The organism is Candidatus Harpocratesius sp., from assembly GCF_054039255.1.
Map to the genome: position 1 here is coordinate 16,987 of NZ_JBPLBG010000014.1, position 16,599 is coordinate 33,585.

13 protein-coding genes and 1 pseudogene are annotated in these 16,599 nt (G+C 30.3%); 7 read left to right on the forward strand and 7 right to left on the reverse strand.

Annotated elements, in window-relative coordinates:
• Positions 1–1,023, forward strand: coding sequence for a DUF6976 family protein (locus ACXLDF_RS03005; protein ID WP_457557012.1), 1,023 nt, complete (start codon positions 1–3; stop codon positions 1,021–1,023).
• 38 nt (positions 1,024–1,061) lie between these two features.
• Here the strand turns inward: ACXLDF_RS03005 and ACXLDF_RS03010 are convergent, their stop codons facing one another.
• The 3 genes from ACXLDF_RS03010 to ACXLDF_RS03020 form a co-directional block, all read right to left on the reverse strand.
• Positions 1,062–1,688, reverse strand: a complete 627-nt coding sequence (locus tag ACXLDF_RS03010; protein ID WP_457557013.1) for a hypothetical protein — start codon at positions 1,686–1,688, stop codon at positions 1,062–1,064.
• 99 nt (positions 1,689–1,787) lie between these two features.
• A complete protein-coding gene (locus tag ACXLDF_RS03015; RefSeq protein WP_457557014.1) occupies positions 1,788–2,957 on the reverse strand; it encodes an NAD(P)/FAD-dependent oxidoreductase in 1,170 nt (389 codons plus the stop codon).
• Between the two features lie 2 nt (positions 2,958–2,959).
• Positions 2,960–5,062, reverse strand: a complete 2,103-nt coding sequence (locus ACXLDF_RS03020; RefSeq protein ID WP_457557015.1) for an FAD-dependent oxidoreductase — start codon at positions 5,060–5,062, stop codon at positions 2,960–2,962.
• A gap of 348 nt (positions 5,063–5,410) precedes the next feature.
• Between ACXLDF_RS03020 and ACXLDF_RS03025 the strand changes: the two genes are divergently transcribed.
• Positions 5,411–6,070, forward strand: a complete 660-nt coding sequence (locus tag ACXLDF_RS03025) for an ADP-ribosylation factor-like protein (protein ID WP_457557016.1) — start codon at positions 5,411–5,413, stop codon at positions 6,068–6,070.
• Positions 6,071–6,321: 251 nt separating this feature from the next.
• Complete coding sequence (locus ACXLDF_RS03030) at positions 6,322–8,706, forward strand: hypothetical protein (RefSeq protein ID WP_457557017.1); 2,385 nt, start codon at positions 6,322–6,324, stop codon at positions 8,704–8,706.
• Positions 8,707–8,769: 63 nt separating this feature from the next.
• Here the strand turns inward: ACXLDF_RS03030 and ACXLDF_RS03035 are convergent, their stop codons facing one another.
• On the reverse strand, positions 8,770–9,297 hold the full coding sequence (locus ACXLDF_RS03035) for a nitroreductase family protein (RefSeq protein ID WP_457557018.1): 528 nt from the start codon (positions 9,295–9,297) through the stop codon (positions 8,770–8,772).
• Positions 9,298–9,476: 179 nt separating this feature from the next.
• Here ACXLDF_RS03035 and ACXLDF_RS03040 point away from each other — a divergent pair, with 179 nt between their 5' ends.
• The 3 genes from ACXLDF_RS03040 (at position 9,477) to ACXLDF_RS03050 (ending at position 12,453) form a co-directional block, all read left to right on the forward strand.
• Positions 9,477–10,166, forward strand: a complete 690-nt coding sequence (locus tag ACXLDF_RS03040; RefSeq protein ID WP_457557019.1) for an MBL fold metallo-hydrolase — start codon at positions 9,477–9,479, stop codon at positions 10,164–10,166.
• 176 nt (positions 10,167–10,342) lie between these two features.
• Positions 10,343–10,744, forward strand: a complete 402-nt coding sequence (locus ACXLDF_RS03045) for an SCP2 sterol-binding domain-containing protein (protein ID WP_457557020.1) — start codon at positions 10,343–10,345, stop codon at positions 10,742–10,744.
• 437 nt (positions 10,745–11,181) lie between these two features.
• Positions 11,182–12,453, forward strand: a complete 1,272-nt coding sequence (locus tag ACXLDF_RS03050; protein ID WP_457557021.1) for an MFS transporter — start codon at positions 11,182–11,184, stop codon at positions 12,451–12,453.
• 184 nt (positions 12,454–12,637) lie between these two features.
• Here the strand turns inward: ACXLDF_RS03050 and ACXLDF_RS03055 are convergent, their stop codons facing one another.
• The 3 genes and pseudogenes from ACXLDF_RS03055 to ACXLDF_RS03065 all read right to left on the reverse strand — a co-directional run.
• Positions 12,638–13,618, reverse strand: coding sequence for a 2-oxo acid dehydrogenase subunit E2 (locus ACXLDF_RS03055; protein WP_457557022.1), 981 nt, complete (start codon positions 13,616–13,618; stop codon positions 12,638–12,640).
• Between the two features lie 211 nt (positions 13,619–13,829).
• Positions 13,830–14,984, reverse strand: a complete 1,155-nt coding sequence (locus ACXLDF_RS03060) for a vWA domain-containing protein (RefSeq protein WP_457557023.1) — start codon at positions 14,982–14,984, stop codon at positions 13,830–13,832.
• A gap of 36 nt (positions 14,985–15,020) precedes the next feature.
• Positions 15,021–15,332: pseudogene (locus ACXLDF_RS03065) on the reverse strand (MGMT family protein); the annotation flags it as partial.
• A 166-nt stretch (positions 15,333–15,498) separates the two neighbouring features.
• On the opposite strand from ACXLDF_RS03065, the gene ACXLDF_RS03070 reads away from it, so the two are divergent.
• Positions 15,499–16,575 carry a hypothetical protein gene (locus ACXLDF_RS03070; protein WP_457557024.1) on the forward strand — a complete coding sequence of 359 codons (1,077 nt, stop codon included), beginning with the start codon at positions 15,499–15,501 and terminating at the stop codon, positions 16,573–16,575.
• The last annotated feature ends 24 nt before the right edge of the window (positions 16,576–16,599 follow it).

The following is a 16,599-nucleotide window of genomic DNA, read 5'->3' on the forward strand; positions in this document are numbered from 1 at the left end:
ATGACAGAAATAAAGATGAATAATCAGTTAATGACACTCGATCAAACAAATTTGCTTATTGAGAGTGGTAAATTTTTGATGATTGCAGGAGACGAAAAACTTCTATTGCAATTAAAAAAAGGAAACTGGATTGCAGGAACAATTCCATACTTCATGGATGTTAAAGGAGGTGTTTCTACAAGAAATAAATGTTTTGTTACTGTGTTACCAGATTTTATTATTGATTTAGAGATAAAAACATATAATAAAGATGATATTAAAGATATTTTCGTAGATAGTAAAGATAATGGGATAAGTTTTATAATTATTCCAGCAATGAGTGAAGTTCATTTCAAATTTGCTTTAAATGCACCAAAATTCAAAAACTTCGGTTTTAATCCACTAATTGGATGGATCGCAGGAGTTCATTTAGATGATATTAATAATACAACAGCAAAAACCTCAACAGGATTAACTGGAGAACTTAGAAATGAATTTGCAGTTGTCATACATGGTTCACTTCCTGAAACAAAATACGCAGAAATTGATATAGTTAATATTTTTACTCAAGGTTCTGGTGATGAAATTCAATTTTTAGAAGATAGTTTCAAAGTACAAGATGCTTTAATAAATGGAGAGAAACAAAATTTCGCAGAGTATCTCAAACAAATTAATCATGATACCAGGTTTCCTTTAGTTGCTGATTATTTGGGTGCAATGATAAATATCAGTTATCAATCCATAGATGAAGAAAATAAGGAAGTAAATTTCTATGCACCAGTATTTAAAGGACAAATATATAAAAACGCAGAAAAACTGCAAGATTATGTTTCAAAATTTGAACATGAAATGCCAAAAGAAGATATTAAATATATTGCATTTAGTTGTAATTGTATCTTAAATTATCTTTATTCTGAATTAGAAGGAAAGAAGACAGAAGGAATTACTGGTCCTATAACTTTCGGTGAAATTGGGTACCAACTTCTGAACCAAACTTTAGTATATATTACAATAAAAGATTACACAAATGAAGATTTGAATTAAAAAATAAAATTTGAAATTTTGATTTTTCAATTTTGAATTTAAAGTATTCTTGCATATCTTTTTTTCTGTAATTTTGTTAAATCTTTTGCATCTTTCATTATTAATTTGAGATTATCACCTATGTTATCCAGTAAAATTTCTAATTTATAATTTGTCAGCTGGTCTAAAAAACTTAAAATAAGTCGTATAGTTTGTCTTTCATTATAACGTCCCGCAATAGCGTCATCTAGTAAATTTAAAATCTTTTCTTGTTCTTCTAAGTAAATATATGTTTCAATACCAAATATCTGTCCGATAATTGCTCCAAATTCATCAAATTTGCTAATATCAACTTTTTCATTTTTAATATAATCTAAATATTGAATTTTAAATGCTTCGCCTACCTCTTCCAGTAAATTTTGGCTATTTTTCTTTTTTAAAGGTTTTTTTGAACTTAAAGCAATTTGAAATTCAGGATATGATTTGATATATACATACTTATTTCCAATTGTTATTTCTTCAAAATGAGAACCAAAAAATTGCTTAGAGAAAATTGATAAGGATGTAAATAAACTTGAAAATGTTTCTTTATCCATATGTAGAAGTGATCTATCAAATACTCTATGAACATAGATCTCTCCTTGTTGACTTAAAATTAATAAAAACTCAAGATCTTGAATATTCATTACTATATGAATAATATTTAGATTGACCTTAATATTTATGTGATTTTATTAATTAAATTACCTTAATTATAAAAAAGTGAAAAAAAAAATCCGTTTTATTTATTTTAATTGTTCAATTACTCCAAAATCTCGATATAATGTTAATTCATTCAAAATTATATGATCGTTATCAGTTAGTTTATCTTGAATCAACCTAGATATTAATTCACCGATTCCAGGACCCAACATATAACCTTGCCCACACATACCAATTGCATTGATGTAGTTTTCAATTTCTTTTACAAGACCAACTATTGGTGCTCCATCTGGAGTATCAGGATATAATCCTCTCCAAGTCCGACGAACTTTGATATTTTTCAATCGAGGAAGCAACTTAATCATTCGCTTAGCAATTTGAGGAAGAAATTGACTCGTTTCTTCACGATCATGGCCAAAATAAGGAGGATCTGGGGTAATACAGAAAATAATTTGACCTTCATTATTTTGGTAAAAGTAAAAATTCTTAGAATTACCAAATATTGAGTCAGTACATGGACGTATATCAACAACCATTGGTTTTAGAAAATATTTTACAGGTTCAGTAATTCCTGCTTCATGGCTAGTAGGTGCTACAGGAAGATCTAAACCAATCAATTCACCAATTTCTTTGGCATATCCTCCAGCGGCATTTATGACCCATTTTGCATTATATTCTGCTTTATCAGTAATAATTTTTTCAATTTTTGCTCCATTTCGTTTAATTGCAATTACCTTTTCATTAAAATGAAATTCTGCACCATTTCGTAAAGCATCACGATAAAAAGCATTCGCTGCTAATAATGGAGATGCATTTCCATCACCAGGACTGAAAGTTCCACCTAATAGACCATCAGAATTAATACCTGGAACTAATTCTTTTATTTTTTCAGGTCCATAAAAATCAATATTTAAACCTAAAGATTTCTGAAGTTTCACATTATTTTGAAATAATTGAACATGTTCTTTGGTATATGCAACATAACAATAACCACCTTGAACCCAACCGATATCATCACCACACTCTTCCTTCCAATTCGAAAATATTTCAATACTGCGAAGTCCAAGCAAAATTTTAGCGCGTTGAGTATGTGTAGCTCGAATTCCACCAATTGCATGCTTGTTATCCCCTTGAGAAACTGAAGCTTCTTTTTCAATGACAAGCACACTTAAGCCATCGCGAGCACAATATTGAGCAATTGGAATTCCAACACTACCGGCTCCAATAATAATAACATCATGTTTTTTTGTCAATTTTATTCCTCCTTTGATTTACCTTGAGCAAAATATCCTAAGGGAACTTCTATAAATAATGGCCGTTTAGTATTATTTACAATTTTCTCATTCTCTATGCCTTCTTCACGAAATAACCGTTCGATTAAAGAAGTGCATGTTTTTCCACCACATGCACCCATTCCAGCTCGTGTGATTGCTTTAAGTTGGTTCATATCAGTAATTCCTTTTCTAATCAATTCACGAATTTCACCTGCAGTAACTCGTTCACAGCGGCAAACTATAGCTGTATCAGGCAAAGGTGCCTTGATATATGTTTCAAGAGGCTCAACCTTATGATCCTTCCAAGTTCTCACTCCAATTGCCTGTTTAGCGATATCTTTTGGTAGTTCTACAGTAATCAACTGTGTATGTGGAAATTCGGGGATCATTCTTGCTCTTTTGACTTCAAACTGTCCAAGAACACCAAAATTATCTAATATCGTAACAATTTCACCTTTAGATAACTTTTCAGTAGCGATTTCATAGGGTAAAGTGACTCTTGGCATTTGAGGGTCTTTTCGAAAATCCACTAATGTAATCGCTAAGCCAGGACAAACTGCAACACAGCGCCCACAACCAGTGCAATTTTTTTCACCTTTAAAATATGGAAGAGTGGTGATTTCTTGATTTTCTGTCTCAATCTGCTCTTGAGGACAAACTGTTGTACAAGGATTACATGGTATCTCTTGGTTACAATGAAAAACGGGGAAAATACCCTCCATTTTTTCTGGAACATCACGTTCAACTGGTTTTGGAGGACGAGCTTTCATTATCTGTGCCTTTTTCTTCAATTGTTCTAAATTTCCATATTTCTCAAAATCAGGAGCAATATCTATTTTCATATCTTGAAGTATTTTAATAGCTTCGATTCTTCCTGTAAAAATTGCTGCTGAAGCTTCTGCAATTTCTTGAGCATCTCCTGCCACCCATACAGGAATATTGTATTGAAGAGCTTTTTGATAAAATTCATCTACTGGATTCAAACCCACAGCAATTAAAATCGTATCACACTCAAAAGTTTTTTCTGTTCCTGATATAATATTCCAATTTTCATCAAGTTTAGCGATGGTAATGGATTCAACTTGTTCTTTACCATTTGCAGAAACGATAGTATGACGAGTAAAGATAGGAACACCCAATCTACGAAGCTTGGTTTCGTGAACATGATAACCTCCACAACTTGGAAGTGCTTCAATTAAACCCACCACTTCAATACCAGCTTGAATTGCATGATATCCTGCAATTAATCCGACATTTCCACCACCAACAATAAATATTCGTTCAGAAGCTTTTATCATATCTCGATTAACTAAAGTTTGAAAAGCCCCGGCGCCATATACTCCAGGTAAGGTATCTCCTGGGAAAATTAGCATCTTTTCTCTTGCACCTGTAGCTACAAGCAAACGTTCTGGTTTAATTAAAACATACTCTTTATTGTCTTTCAATACACCAATTAATCCATCTCGAAACACCGCTAGAGCCGTAGTATTTAACCAGATTTCTACAGATTCTAAAGATCGAACTTCTTCGCCTAAAATTTGTCCAATTTCTATACCACGCTTTCCTGCGTATACATCTTTCTGCGAACCGAAGAATTTATGAGTTTGGAGCACTAATTTACCTCCAGTTCGATCTTTATCATCGATTAGCAGAACTTGAATTTTCTTTGAACCAAGTATTCTTGCTGCAGATAGCCCAGCCGGACCTGCTCCAATTATCAATACTTGTGTAGAAATAATTGATGGATCACCTATATGAAGAGGTGAGTCATCTGCTGGTAAAGATGGAAGACCTTCACAACTTTCAATTTTCATGTTTTCTTTTAATGGTGTCATACATGCTTTCATTGGCTTTCCATCGACTAAAACTGTACATTGTGCACATTGTCCATTAGCACAAAAAATTCCTTGTGGAGAGTTGTCTTTCGGATGATGTCCAAATGTTTTAATTCCATGAAGAAATAATATCGATGAAATTACCATATCTTCGTAACCAGTTAGTTCTTGCCCATTAAATGTAAAGTTTACAGATTTACGGGAAGGATATTTTAGTATAGGGTGAGATTTAATTTCTTTCAAGGTCATAATACTCAATACCGGTTATTTTACCCATTAAAATAAAGAGCTTTGATAAAGAGGACTCTAAATGTTTGATTCAAATAATGGGTTTCTCTGTTTTTAAACATAAAATCGATTGTATTAAAATTATTTGTTTTTGGGATATTTTTGGGGAAATTTGTCGTTGAAATTTTAATCATCCCCATTAAATAAAAAAAAATGCTTTTAAAAAAATTGATGTTAATTAACAAAATCATAAGCACATTCGCAAAATGTACACATATACTTAATTTCATACAAGATGAAAGAAGTAGGCTTAAATTTTTTGACAGCAAAGATATACCATTAAAATAAAAAATTAAAGTAGAACATATTATGGAAAATTCAAAAAGAAAAAGTTTGATACTAGCTAAGGTTGTATATTGGGGTTGTGCACTTTCAGGAAAAACAACTATAATTGATAGTTTATACAAGCTTACTAAAGAAAAATTTACAGATCAATTTGAACCCGAAGGAACTATTAAAAAGATTGCTCAAAGTGATGGTGCTACTTTATATTTTGATAGAGGGATTTTTCGTTCAAAAAAAGAGAGATCACTTCAATATCATGTTTATACTGTTGCAGGTCAAATTCATTTTGCTCCAATTCGAAAAAAAGTATTTGAAGGAACAAATGCTGTTGTCTTTGTTTTTGATGCGCAACCTGAACGATTGCAGGCAAATATCGATTCTTTAAAAGAATTAAAAAATGTCTCAGAACATAAATTAATCAAAGAAATCCCAATGCTTGTAATGGTAAATAAACAAGATTTACCTGATGCAATTCAAAAGGATGAAGTTCAAAAAATTCTCGAAGAAGAATCTTTATTTTTTCCAACAGAAAATCCTTGGAGTTTATGGAACCCAATAATATATGAGACAATAGCTTTATATGATATTCAGCAAAATATTTATCCTGTTTTTGCAGAATTAATAAGGAGGTTCCAAATTTATCAGACTTTTGGGGATGGAATTAATCCTCCTTTTCAACGTTGATCTATTTATGCACTACAAAAAGTCAATATTGATAAGCTTTTACAAATTCATTTTTCTTTGCAATTCAAACTTATTCACACTAACAATTTTAATTTTATTACTTATTCAAAAAATTTTTAATCAGATGAAGATTGATTCTGTCTTTTAAGTGCGAATAAGTTAAGAAATTTATAGATACAGATAAGTGTCTATTTTTGTAAGATTGTGAAGATACCCAAAAGCAAATAAAACTTAAATTCTATAATACTATCATGCATTTTGGAGATATAGTCGTAAGTTTTCTATTAAATATTATCCCATTAATTGTACTACTTTTTCCTATTATATTTCTAAAACGTAAATCGGCTAAACGTTCATTTTATTTACGATTTTATTATGGTTTATGTTTTTTCTTTGCAGTATATTGGTTTTTACCTGCTCTCCTTCAATTGGAAATCAAATCATTATCAATAGAAGATTTACAGTTAAAACAACCCAGTTTGATTACCTTATATATAGTTGTTCGATTTTTTAGCTTAATTACTTCATACGCTCAATATCCATTTATCCTTTTACCTCTTATTTTTGTTTTTTCTCCATTTGTCTCATTATTAATTCTTTATCTGAGAATTCGAAAAGAGAAAAAAAATGAAAATTTAGATATTTTTCAAGAAATTCACTATGAATACATGACATCACCTAAAGAAATGATAAGAAACGCCCTTCGTAAAAATGATTGGTCAAAAGAAAAGGAAATGTTCAAAGCATTTTTAATAATTATGCCAATTGCGATATATCTCCTAGCTGTAATTTTAGATATTTCAGGTTTAGAGCCAGTAAATTTGAATAAAAGCACTACTGCTATAGGAATGTTGATAGAAATATTTTTTGTTTATATTGCTACATTTTTATATGGTTATCAGCTAATAAAAGCATCAAAACTTTCATTTCGAGGAAAATTCATAGGTGAACAAATAGAAGCACGATTTTTTTCAAGTTTGAAGCAAGTAGGAACACCAATTGCAATCTTAAGTATTATTTTATTTATTTTGCAGAAAACAGACAGTCTCCTATTATTTATTTATATTTTTGGATATTTCTTGATGGCTGCATTTATTTTTATTCTCTTTTTACGCATTTTTGAACCAATAAGCATTTTAATTTTATTAAAAATTATTAATGCAAGAAAATGGAAACAAATTGGGAAATTTAAGCACTTGATTCAAAGAATTAAAGAAAAAAGAGACAATTCAGAAAAAGATGAATCATTAGATCTCTCTTTACAAAATGTCAAAACAACCAAACAGCAATATACTCAACATCAATCAAAATACTTAATAATTATCATATTGTATGGAATTATAGCTGCTTCTCTCAGTGTAATTGTCTTCTTTATTATCTCTTATATTGGTTATCTTTTTACTCCTTTCCTTCCCCCTGGTTCAGATATTACTGTTCTCTCAGCTGCAAGTGCCACCCCAACTTATTTAGTTGCTTTAATTACCGAGACATCAGTTTCTTTACATTCAATAGAATTAATGTTTCGTGTAATCATACTATCATATTTTTTTAACTACGCTCTCCGCACAAAATTGCATAACGCAACTGTTATTTTAATATATGGAGGAACTTTGTTAGCTTTGACAATTGTTTATTCAATTTTACTTAGATCATCTTTAATAATTCCTTTAAATTTTGCTGAAGAGACTAGTTGGTTAACAGGTGTGCCAGTTACAATTGAAAATTTATCATTTTCGTTTGTTACTGTTAGGACAGGGTTTTTGACGGCTAGTTTTTCAGGAAATATGGTTCTGCGTGGCTTAACAATTCCTTTTTATATTTGTAGCCCATTTTCTACTTTTATCTTATGGGGATATTTATTTTGTTTTGGTAATAAACAATTTATGGCAAAATCATTTGATAAACAGCATAAATATGTTGAAAGAACAACTTTCTCAATAGTTTCATCTGAAAATATCACCGACCTTCTCACATTTTTCAACATTCACCCTGGTGCTTTGATTATGAAAAAAAGTGGGCAAAGTTTATCTGAATTTGAATATAATCTTTCAGAATGGAATGAAATTGCATCAAAACTAATAGAAAATGGAGAGATAAAATTATCTGAAATATCTAAATCCACGTTAACTGATGAACGATTTGAAGCATGGTTAAAACATGAGATTACATTAAAACATATTTCAATCTGGATACCAGAATTTTCTTGCATTTTTGAACGCGCACAAATTGATTCTGTTTATATTTTATATCAAGATGGTAGAAATTTATTTTTCCATCGATTTCAAACTTCTCAAACTGAAAAAGAAAAAACCAAAGAAAAATTCGCCCCTTCATTAGTTTCTGGAATGTTTTCAGCAATCACAAGTTTCGTGAAAGAAGTAACTAATTCTGCAGACTTATTACGCAGTATTGATTCTGGAGATAAAAAAGTGCTTTTAGAATATAGTCAAAGTCTTCCAATTTTCGGGGCGATCTTTGCTGATCGAGAAACTGGTCAGGTACGAAGAGCTTTAAAAGATTTTCTTACTCGCTTTGGGAACAGACATGGGCATATTTTAGTAAACTGGTCTGGTGATGTCTCGATTTTTTCAGGTGATAGAGATATTTTGGAAGAATCTTTTAAGGAATTCATGTAATCTATTTTTTTTAGTTTTTTATAATTATTCTTATCTTCTATCTTCTATCTTCTGAATTTCGATTTATTCATCCCAAGGTTCGCCATACTCATTCTTAAAACAAAATTTAGATAATGATAAACGTTCTTTAGCAGGAGGATCTTCTTCAAAATATCCAATAGGTGTAATTCCAATAACACGATATTTAGGTGGGATTGAAAGAGCACTTTTTACTGCATCTTCATCAAACCATCCTATCCAACAAGTGCCCAAACCTTCATTGGTGGCAGCTAAAATAAGATGTTCCATTATAATAGCCGCATCAACTGGAAAATAATTCATTTTATTTCGAGCAATTCCAGATTGTTCAGGATCAATGCACACTACCAGGAAAGTAACCGCTGATTCAGTCCACTTCTGACCAATAGCATCAATTAATCGTTCAACTTTATCAGATTGTGAAACAATAATAATACGAGAACCTTGTTTATGAGCCCAAGAAGGCGCAACTTGTGCAGCGAAAAGAATTCGAGAAAGAATATTTTTCGGAATCGGTTGATTGAGATATTTTCGGATGCTACGCCGTTTTGATATTACTTCAAAAAAATCCATGATTAATTTTGCAAATCATTTGCTCAAATTTAATTTATCGAAATCTTTTACACTCTTCTTAAATGCTTATTTTCTTATTTACCAAATTATATGATAATTTTTTACTCATCACCTTTTTTCTCTTGTATTACAAAGCTAGATCTTTAATATTACGTACCACTCATATAATACTGATCATAATGTTTGAATATAAAAATATCAAAATTCGTTGGTTAGGACATGATAGCTTTCTAATTCAAGCCAATAAATCAAATGAAAATCATGAAATGGCCATATATTTAGATCCTTATGAAATTTCAAGGAAAGATTTTCCAAAAGCAGATCTTGTGATAACTTCTCATGAGCATTTTGATCACTGTCATCCAGATTCTATAAATCTTATAAGTACATCTTCTACTGTTCTTGTAGGTCCTCCTATTACACACGAAACTTTAAGAAGTAAAATAAAAACTAAGGAGAAAATTGTCTCTTTATCGCCTAGTGAGACGATAGATATCAAAGGAATTAAGATTTCTGCAATTCCTGCCTATAATACGCACCGATTTCGTGCACCAGGGAAACCTTTCCATCCAAAAGATTCAGGACATATTGGAACAATACTACATCTTGGAGATATCACAATATATCATGCTGGAGATACTGATAAAATTTCAGAAATGAAAAATCTAAAACCAACAATAGCACTTTTACCTGTTAGTGGAACATATGTAATGGATGCACAAGAATGTGCAGAAGCAGTAAAAATGATTAATCCAGAAATTGTTATTCCCATGCATGTGGGTCGAGGTATTGGTAGTTTAGATGCTCGATTTGAACTTCGTGATTTGCTTCCTTCTTATCGAGTTGAAATTCTTGATCTCGAAGAGTAATAAGAAATTAAACTATCTTTTCTATTTTTTTTACTATAGAGTTAAAGTGGGTTTGATTTAAAGACAATATATAGATTATGATGATTTTTTGAAGAGAAAATTGAATCATTAGGTTTATATGATGTGATTCCATAATAAAAATAAGATTTTTCAGAAAAATCGAAGTGATTTGTAATATGGCAGATAAAGAAAAGTTAATGGAAAAAATTGAAGATGGAGAATTTTCTATCGATGATTTACCTGAATTCCTTGCAGTCTTCAAGGAAATTTGTAATGAATCGGAAGATGTTGCTGAAGAAGTTGAAGAATGGGATCGAAAGTTCCAGATTACACTTTCTGATGCAGATAATTTCTGGTTTAAAATTGAAGATGGAAAATTTGATTACGGAATGGGAGAAATTGAAGAACCTGATGTCACCTTAGAAATGAATGGAGAAACTGCTGCTGGCGTTTTTACTGGTGAGATCGATGCAACAAGCGCATATATGAGTGGCGATTTAAAGATTATTGGACCACTTCCTGATGCTGTCAAATTCCGAACTTTAACAGAATTAGTTCGAGAAGAAATGGAAGATTAATCAAAAATCAAAGTTTAATCACTTAATTTGATAAAAATTGTTGAGATAATTACTTATATTATCTTTTCTTATTATGATATAATGAAAATTTTTTTATTCTACGATTTTTTATTATCTCCTCACAATTAGAAGTATTTTTTATATTTTCAATTGTCTTGTCATATTCTTAAAAGAACATATAAATTTTATTTGTGAATTATTTATAGATAAAAAAGAAGTGAAAAATTAAAAAATATCTTCAAGAAAAATGCTATATAACCACATTTTAATCATAGAAATTATTCTTTTCAGATGTGTCTTGTAAAAAAATTCATACGTCAGAATTTTCACATCAGAAAAATAACCTAAATAAAAATCTTAAACAATCATCTCTTGGGTTGAATGCTGAAAATAAAGCCAAAAATGTGCGGAAATTTAAATTTTGGCCTGTTTTTATTATGAGTTTTTTGCGCACATTCTTCTTCTCTTTATACTCTCTAGCTTTACCAAATTACTTAATATATGAAAAAGATATAATACCCAGTATCATTGGCTTGATAAGTTCAATATCCAGTATTGCTTACATAATTGGTCCATTAGTTGGAAGAAAACTTACAAATAAAATTGGTATAAAAGATACATTAATTATTTCAACGACTCTAAGCTTTATTTCTATTGTTATTTCAATTCTTTTTGTGATTCCTTGGGTTTTGATATTAGCACGAGCAATTGATGGCTTTGTAAATGGATTTTTTTGGCCAAATGCAATCAATTTGGTATCTACATGGGAAAAACGTCATGAAAATTCAAAATCTGTCGATTTCTTAAGAATTTTTAATAATTCTTGGAATTTTGGGTTAATTTTAGGATTTATTTTTGGATATACATTTGTTCAATTTCTTGGAAGCGATTTTTTAGTGCTTATTATCTCTGCTTTCTTCGCTTTTCTTATGATTCCATCAGCTGTTGCTTTAGAACGATGCAATAATTTTTTAATTATTAATAATCGAGCAGTTGTTATTCAAGACTTTAAGCTTCGACAAACTACTCATCCAGATTCAGCTAATGAAAGAACAAAATGTGATAAATCAAGTATTAAAGAAAAAAAAGAAAATAACTTAGAAGAAAAATCCGATATAATAACGCAAAGCCCTCAAAATATCTATAAATTAGCACATATCCCAATAATTATGGCATATGGTGGTATTTTTATTTATGCTTCTTCAAAATCAATTTTCAAATTTACTCTACCCTATTTTTTTAAGAATCATAATATTGAATCATCATGGGTGTATTTTGTTGTTCTGCTGCAGCAGATCATGCAGATTACGGCTTTGAACATTATGAGCCGTATTTCCACCAAAAAATATGCTTTTTTCACCGGGCTTTCATCGCTCATCATTATTTCGATAATATTTCTATTTTCTCCCAATGTGATTTTCATAGCGATATTAATTATATTCAGTGGATTTTCAATTGGATTAATGCAGGGAGTTACTCAGCGGATTGTAATGGATTATACTAAATTTCACAATACGACCAAATATTCTATGTTGAATGAAATGTTTATGGGAATATCGTTTGGTATAATGCCAATGATTGCTGGTCTTTTATTAGAGAAAGATATTTTGTACGATTTTGTTTTTCTTCTTAGTGCTTTAGTAATAGTAGGTATAATTTTGCTGCAAACTTCCAGAAAATATGAAAAAGAATATGAAAACAAAAACTAAAAAAAAAGCGAAAAGAAAAAGAAGGATTTAAGAGTATAGAATTCTCTATTATCCTTTTTATCTTATAATTTTTTACTTTAAATTGTGATAAATTTTTTTAGTGATCATATTTGATCAACCAGTATCACTGCTGGTTGTATATCTCAAAAAATTCCTGGTAAATAAATGTTTAGAAAAAATTAGATCATGAAAGGTGTTCAATTGTTGTGCTTGTTAAATCTTCTGCAAACATTGCTCCAATACTTCTCTCTCGAGCCAGATCAATGTGAGGTAAACTGCTAAAATCACGTAATTTTAATTCTGCCAATGTTTCAGGAGATATTGATGAAGGAATCTCAAGCTGTTTTGGATTCTCTATGAATGTCTTTAAATCACTTAAAGTATAGTGGAAATATATTCCTTCAGCGATACGTTCATCGATAGCAACACCCACATCTACTACCTTATGGATTTCTATTTGATCAGTTTCTTCATTTACAACAGGTATTTTACGAATTCTATTTAAAGTTAAAAAGACAGAAGCATTCCCCCATTCATAAAGATGGTGAATAATTGTTCCAGATAATCCGACTGAACCCAAATTGGCTACAATAGCACTTGAGAAAAGTGGATCACCTTCAATTAAATCCTTTGGCATTAAACCGAGAAAATCGATAAATTTAAGAATTTTTACTAAAAACATCAAAATTCCTCTTGGTAGTTTTCCAAAGAAATTGATCAATCCTTCAGTATCATTACCTTTATCACTGCGAGCTCTATGAACCAAATGATGAAATCGATGTCTAACACTTTCAATAGTGTCAAAAGGATGAAAATCCATCTTCATCATAGTGCTTTTACCTTCAAGAGTTAATTTCTTTTTCACAACAAAAGCAATATTAATTCGATTTCTTTGGTAATAATTCCTACCAGTAATAAAGCGATTCACCTTTGGATGTTGAGCAATCGCACGTGAACATGCTAAAAGAAATAATTGAAATAGAGTTAATCGCTCAGATTTATCTAAATTATGTTTCTTATTATACTCTTCAATATAAGGAAGTGTTTTAGATAAGTCGTATTGTGCAGTATAGTATACAAGCGAATCACAACGACGCTGCATAAGATGTGCTTCAATTCGCTTGAATGGAGGCAATTTTATTTTTGTTCCATCATAACGGCCCATTTTTTCTCACAAATTTAATGTTGATATTTTTTAAAATAATTCACCTTTATATAGGTGAATTGCTCTTTAATCAAAAGTTTGTTTTATAATTTAATAAATCTATCGAAATTCCATTAACAGAGAAAATTTTTGCCATGCAAACAAAATGAGAAAAATTGGAAAGGAATGAGCATCAATCTTTATTCTTGTTAAAACTACATAGAAAAAATTATTAATTAATTTTTTTAGTTTCATCCCCTTGGATTCGTTGTGTGCCTTCAGCATCGTTTTTAATAGTTTGTTCTGTGATTTCTTGGGCAGTATTATAATATTGAGCGAATTTTTTGTTGATCTGCATATTAATTCGATGCTCACTAGCATCATCACTGAATTTAACAAATATATCTTTAGATTCACTTAATTCCTTTTTACCAAGATCAAATTTTATCGTTAAAATATGTTGATTCCCCGTAGGTTTCAGTTTTTTCATGTCTAAATCCAGTCTTAACTTCACTAAGAATTGATATGTATCTCCAGCTTCAAAAGATCGCAACCAAGTTTTATAGTTAAATTCTTTTAATTTTCCTCGAACTTTTTCAAAAGGCATCCGGATAATTGTTGGTTTATATTGTACAGCATCATCTACAGTAATAGTTCCTGCAACAGGTATAAGTTCAATGCTTGGTTGACTGAAAATAATTCGGGTTGTTTGTTCAGTAGCAATTAACATCTTTGTTTTAAGTTCATCTGCATCTTTTGCAAAGATATATTTTCCTGTAGAATGTTTTGCAATTTCATAAAGTAGATAAACATTATGCTCTCCTAATGCGCCCACTGTATCAATTGAAGCTTTATATTCAAGGGCTTCACGAGCTAAATTGAAGTATTCTTGATAATTTGGATCAGTGTTATCACCCAATTTAACACGAACGTCTCCTGGTTCTCCATCTGTGATCAGAATTATCTTTTTGGTCAAAGATCCCTTATAATTCTTTACCATTTTGATTCCTTTCTTTAGAGCTTCATATAAAGCAGTTCCACCAAATGCTGAGATTTGATTGATATGATCAATAATTTTTTGTCTTGTTTTATTAGTAATTGTCTCATTTCGGATAATTACTTTAACTTCTGATTGAAAAAGAACTAAGTTAAAATTCGTTTCAACGGGTAACTGCTCAATTTGCTTGATTAATGACTCTTTCGCTTTTTTAATACGATTTCCACTCATTGATCCAGAAACATCCAGCAACCATACCCCAAAGAAAGGACGAGAAGGAGTATCACGTTCAGGAAGAATTTTAATTTCCAATGTCATCGCCAATTGCTGAGTTAATGGTACACAGATAGCGGATTGATTAATATTAATAAAGGGTAGATTATCAGTCATATTCGTTCACACTATTATTACTTTAACTATTTAATCTTAAGAATTTATGCTTCCATCCCATAAATATTGATCTAAATTCACAGAATCGTTAAATTGAAAGCAAATACTCTCCGATTCTAAATAAGCTTTCTGAATATCATAATCATTTTTAAAGCTGATTTTTCCTTTAGAATTAATCACACGATGCCAAGGCAGATGGTATTTTTCAGAAAGAGAATGAAGAATTCGAGAAACTTGCCTTGCTCCATGTGGATTTCCAGCCAAACGTGCGATGCCACCATAAGTTTGCACCTTTCCATAAGGAATTGATTGAATTATTTTTAAAACTAATTGTGTAAATGGTTGTAACTGTGAAAAGTGATAAGATTTTTTAAAAAAATTTTCATCATTATTTGATTTATTGTTAACATTGTGACAATATTGAGTGATTTTCATAATCATTAATAATTATAATGGCAAAATCAAATAAGTTACTATATAATAAAATAACTAAGAATATAATAGATGACTTAAAATGGAATTACATTGGACAATTGCAACTATTGTAATGTTTTTTGCAACTATACCCCAAATTCTTGCAACAATCATGAGTATTAGAGGTTATATTCAATATAGATATAAATCCTTTCTATTTATGATTTTTTCTTGGGGTTTTATGGGGTTAGGTAATATTATTTTGGCTTTTAGCTATTTATTTATGGATTTCATGACATACAGAATAGGAATTATACTTTCTATTCCACTAGGTTTTGCTATTATTGTTCTTTTTGATTCAATATCGAAAGATCAGTTAAGTACAATAAAATTAATAATAATGAGTATTCTTTCTACAGCACTAATTATATTGGGACTAGAAAGTGATTCAGTTAGAGAAAATATAACAAAATTAGGTGAACGTACACCAGCAATGAATGGTTGGTTCCAAATCTTTGGTTCCCTTGTATTCTTATTTGCCGGGATGCTTTGGTTGATTTATTCTATAAAAATCTATTTAAATGCACCTCAAGCATTAAAAAAAATTGCTTTTATCAATATGATAGGAGCGATAATTGCAGGACCAGGTTCAATTATTGCGTTTGGTTCTGGATTTGTTTGGATTATTCCTGGAACTGATTATATATTAATCGGGATAGGAGCTCTTTTGTGTGCTTATAGTTTTTATAAAGAACCAAAATTAGGCTATGTATTACCTTTTGTTGTTTATCGATTACATGTTATTCGAGCTGATTCTGGATTACCTATTTATGAATTTACATGGAATTCGTTAAAATTGAGCAATAATGCATTATTTTCTGGAGCGATTAAAGGTGTTTCTTCAGTCTTAAAAGAATCCTTAGGAAAATGGGAAATGAGTGAAATTTTATTTGATAAAGGGAGATTAATATTTGAATATGATTCAGAATATCCACTTGTATTTTTGCTAATTACATCCAGTTCAAATGCGATTATGAGACAAGGATTAAAATTATTCAGAGAAGAATTTATCGAAAAATTCCAAAAAGCAATTAATATGGATTATATTGATTTATCCGAATTTGATGATGCTGATAAATTAATATGTTCTGCGTTTCCATTTGTAGTTTATAGGTAAACATTTAAAAAATAGAAAAGTAAT

Excerpts from the sequence above, each read along its gene's own strand:
- ACXLDF_RS03005 (WP_457557012.1), top strand. The coding sequence starts at position 1 with ATGACAGAAATAAAGATGAATAATCAGTTAATGACACTCGATCAAACA.
- ACXLDF_RS03010 (WP_457557013.1), bottom strand. The coding sequence starts at position 1,688 with ATGAATATTCAAGATCTTGAGTTTTTATTAATTTTAAGTCAACAAGGA.
- ACXLDF_RS03020 (WP_457557015.1), bottom strand. The coding sequence starts at position 5,062 with ATGACCTTGAAAGAAATTAAATCTCACCCTATACTAAAATATCCTTCC.
- ACXLDF_RS03025 (WP_457557016.1), top strand. The coding sequence starts at position 5,411 with ATGGAAAATTCAAAAAGAAAAAGTTTGATACTAGCTAAGGTTGTATAT.
- ACXLDF_RS03030 (WP_457557017.1), top strand. The coding sequence starts at position 6,322 with ATGCATTTTGGAGATATAGTCGTAAGTTTTCTATTAAATATTATCCCA.
- ACXLDF_RS03035 (WP_457557018.1), bottom strand. The coding sequence starts at position 9,297 with ATGGATTTTTTTGAAGTAATATCAAAACGGCGTAGCATCCGAAAATAT.
- ACXLDF_RS03040 (WP_457557019.1), top strand. The coding sequence starts at position 9,477 with ATGTTTGAATATAAAAATATCAAAATTCGTTGGTTAGGACATGATAGC.
- ACXLDF_RS03045 (WP_457557020.1), top strand. The coding sequence starts at position 10,343 with ATGGCAGATAAAGAAAAGTTAATGGAAAAAATTGAAGATGGAGAATTT.
- ACXLDF_RS03050 (WP_457557021.1), top strand. The coding sequence starts at position 11,182 with ATGAGTTTTTTGCGCACATTCTTCTTCTCTTTATACTCTCTAGCTTTA.
- ACXLDF_RS03055 (WP_457557022.1), bottom strand. The coding sequence starts at position 13,618 with ATGGGCCGTTATGATGGAACAAAAATAAAATTGCCTCCATTCAAGCGA.
- ACXLDF_RS03060 (WP_457557023.1), bottom strand. The coding sequence starts at position 14,984 with ATGACTGATAATCTACCCTTTATTAATATTAATCAATCCGCTATCTGT.
- ACXLDF_RS03070 (WP_457557024.1), top strand. The coding sequence starts at position 15,499 with ATGGAATTACATTGGACAATTGCAACTATTGTAATGTTTTTTGCAACT.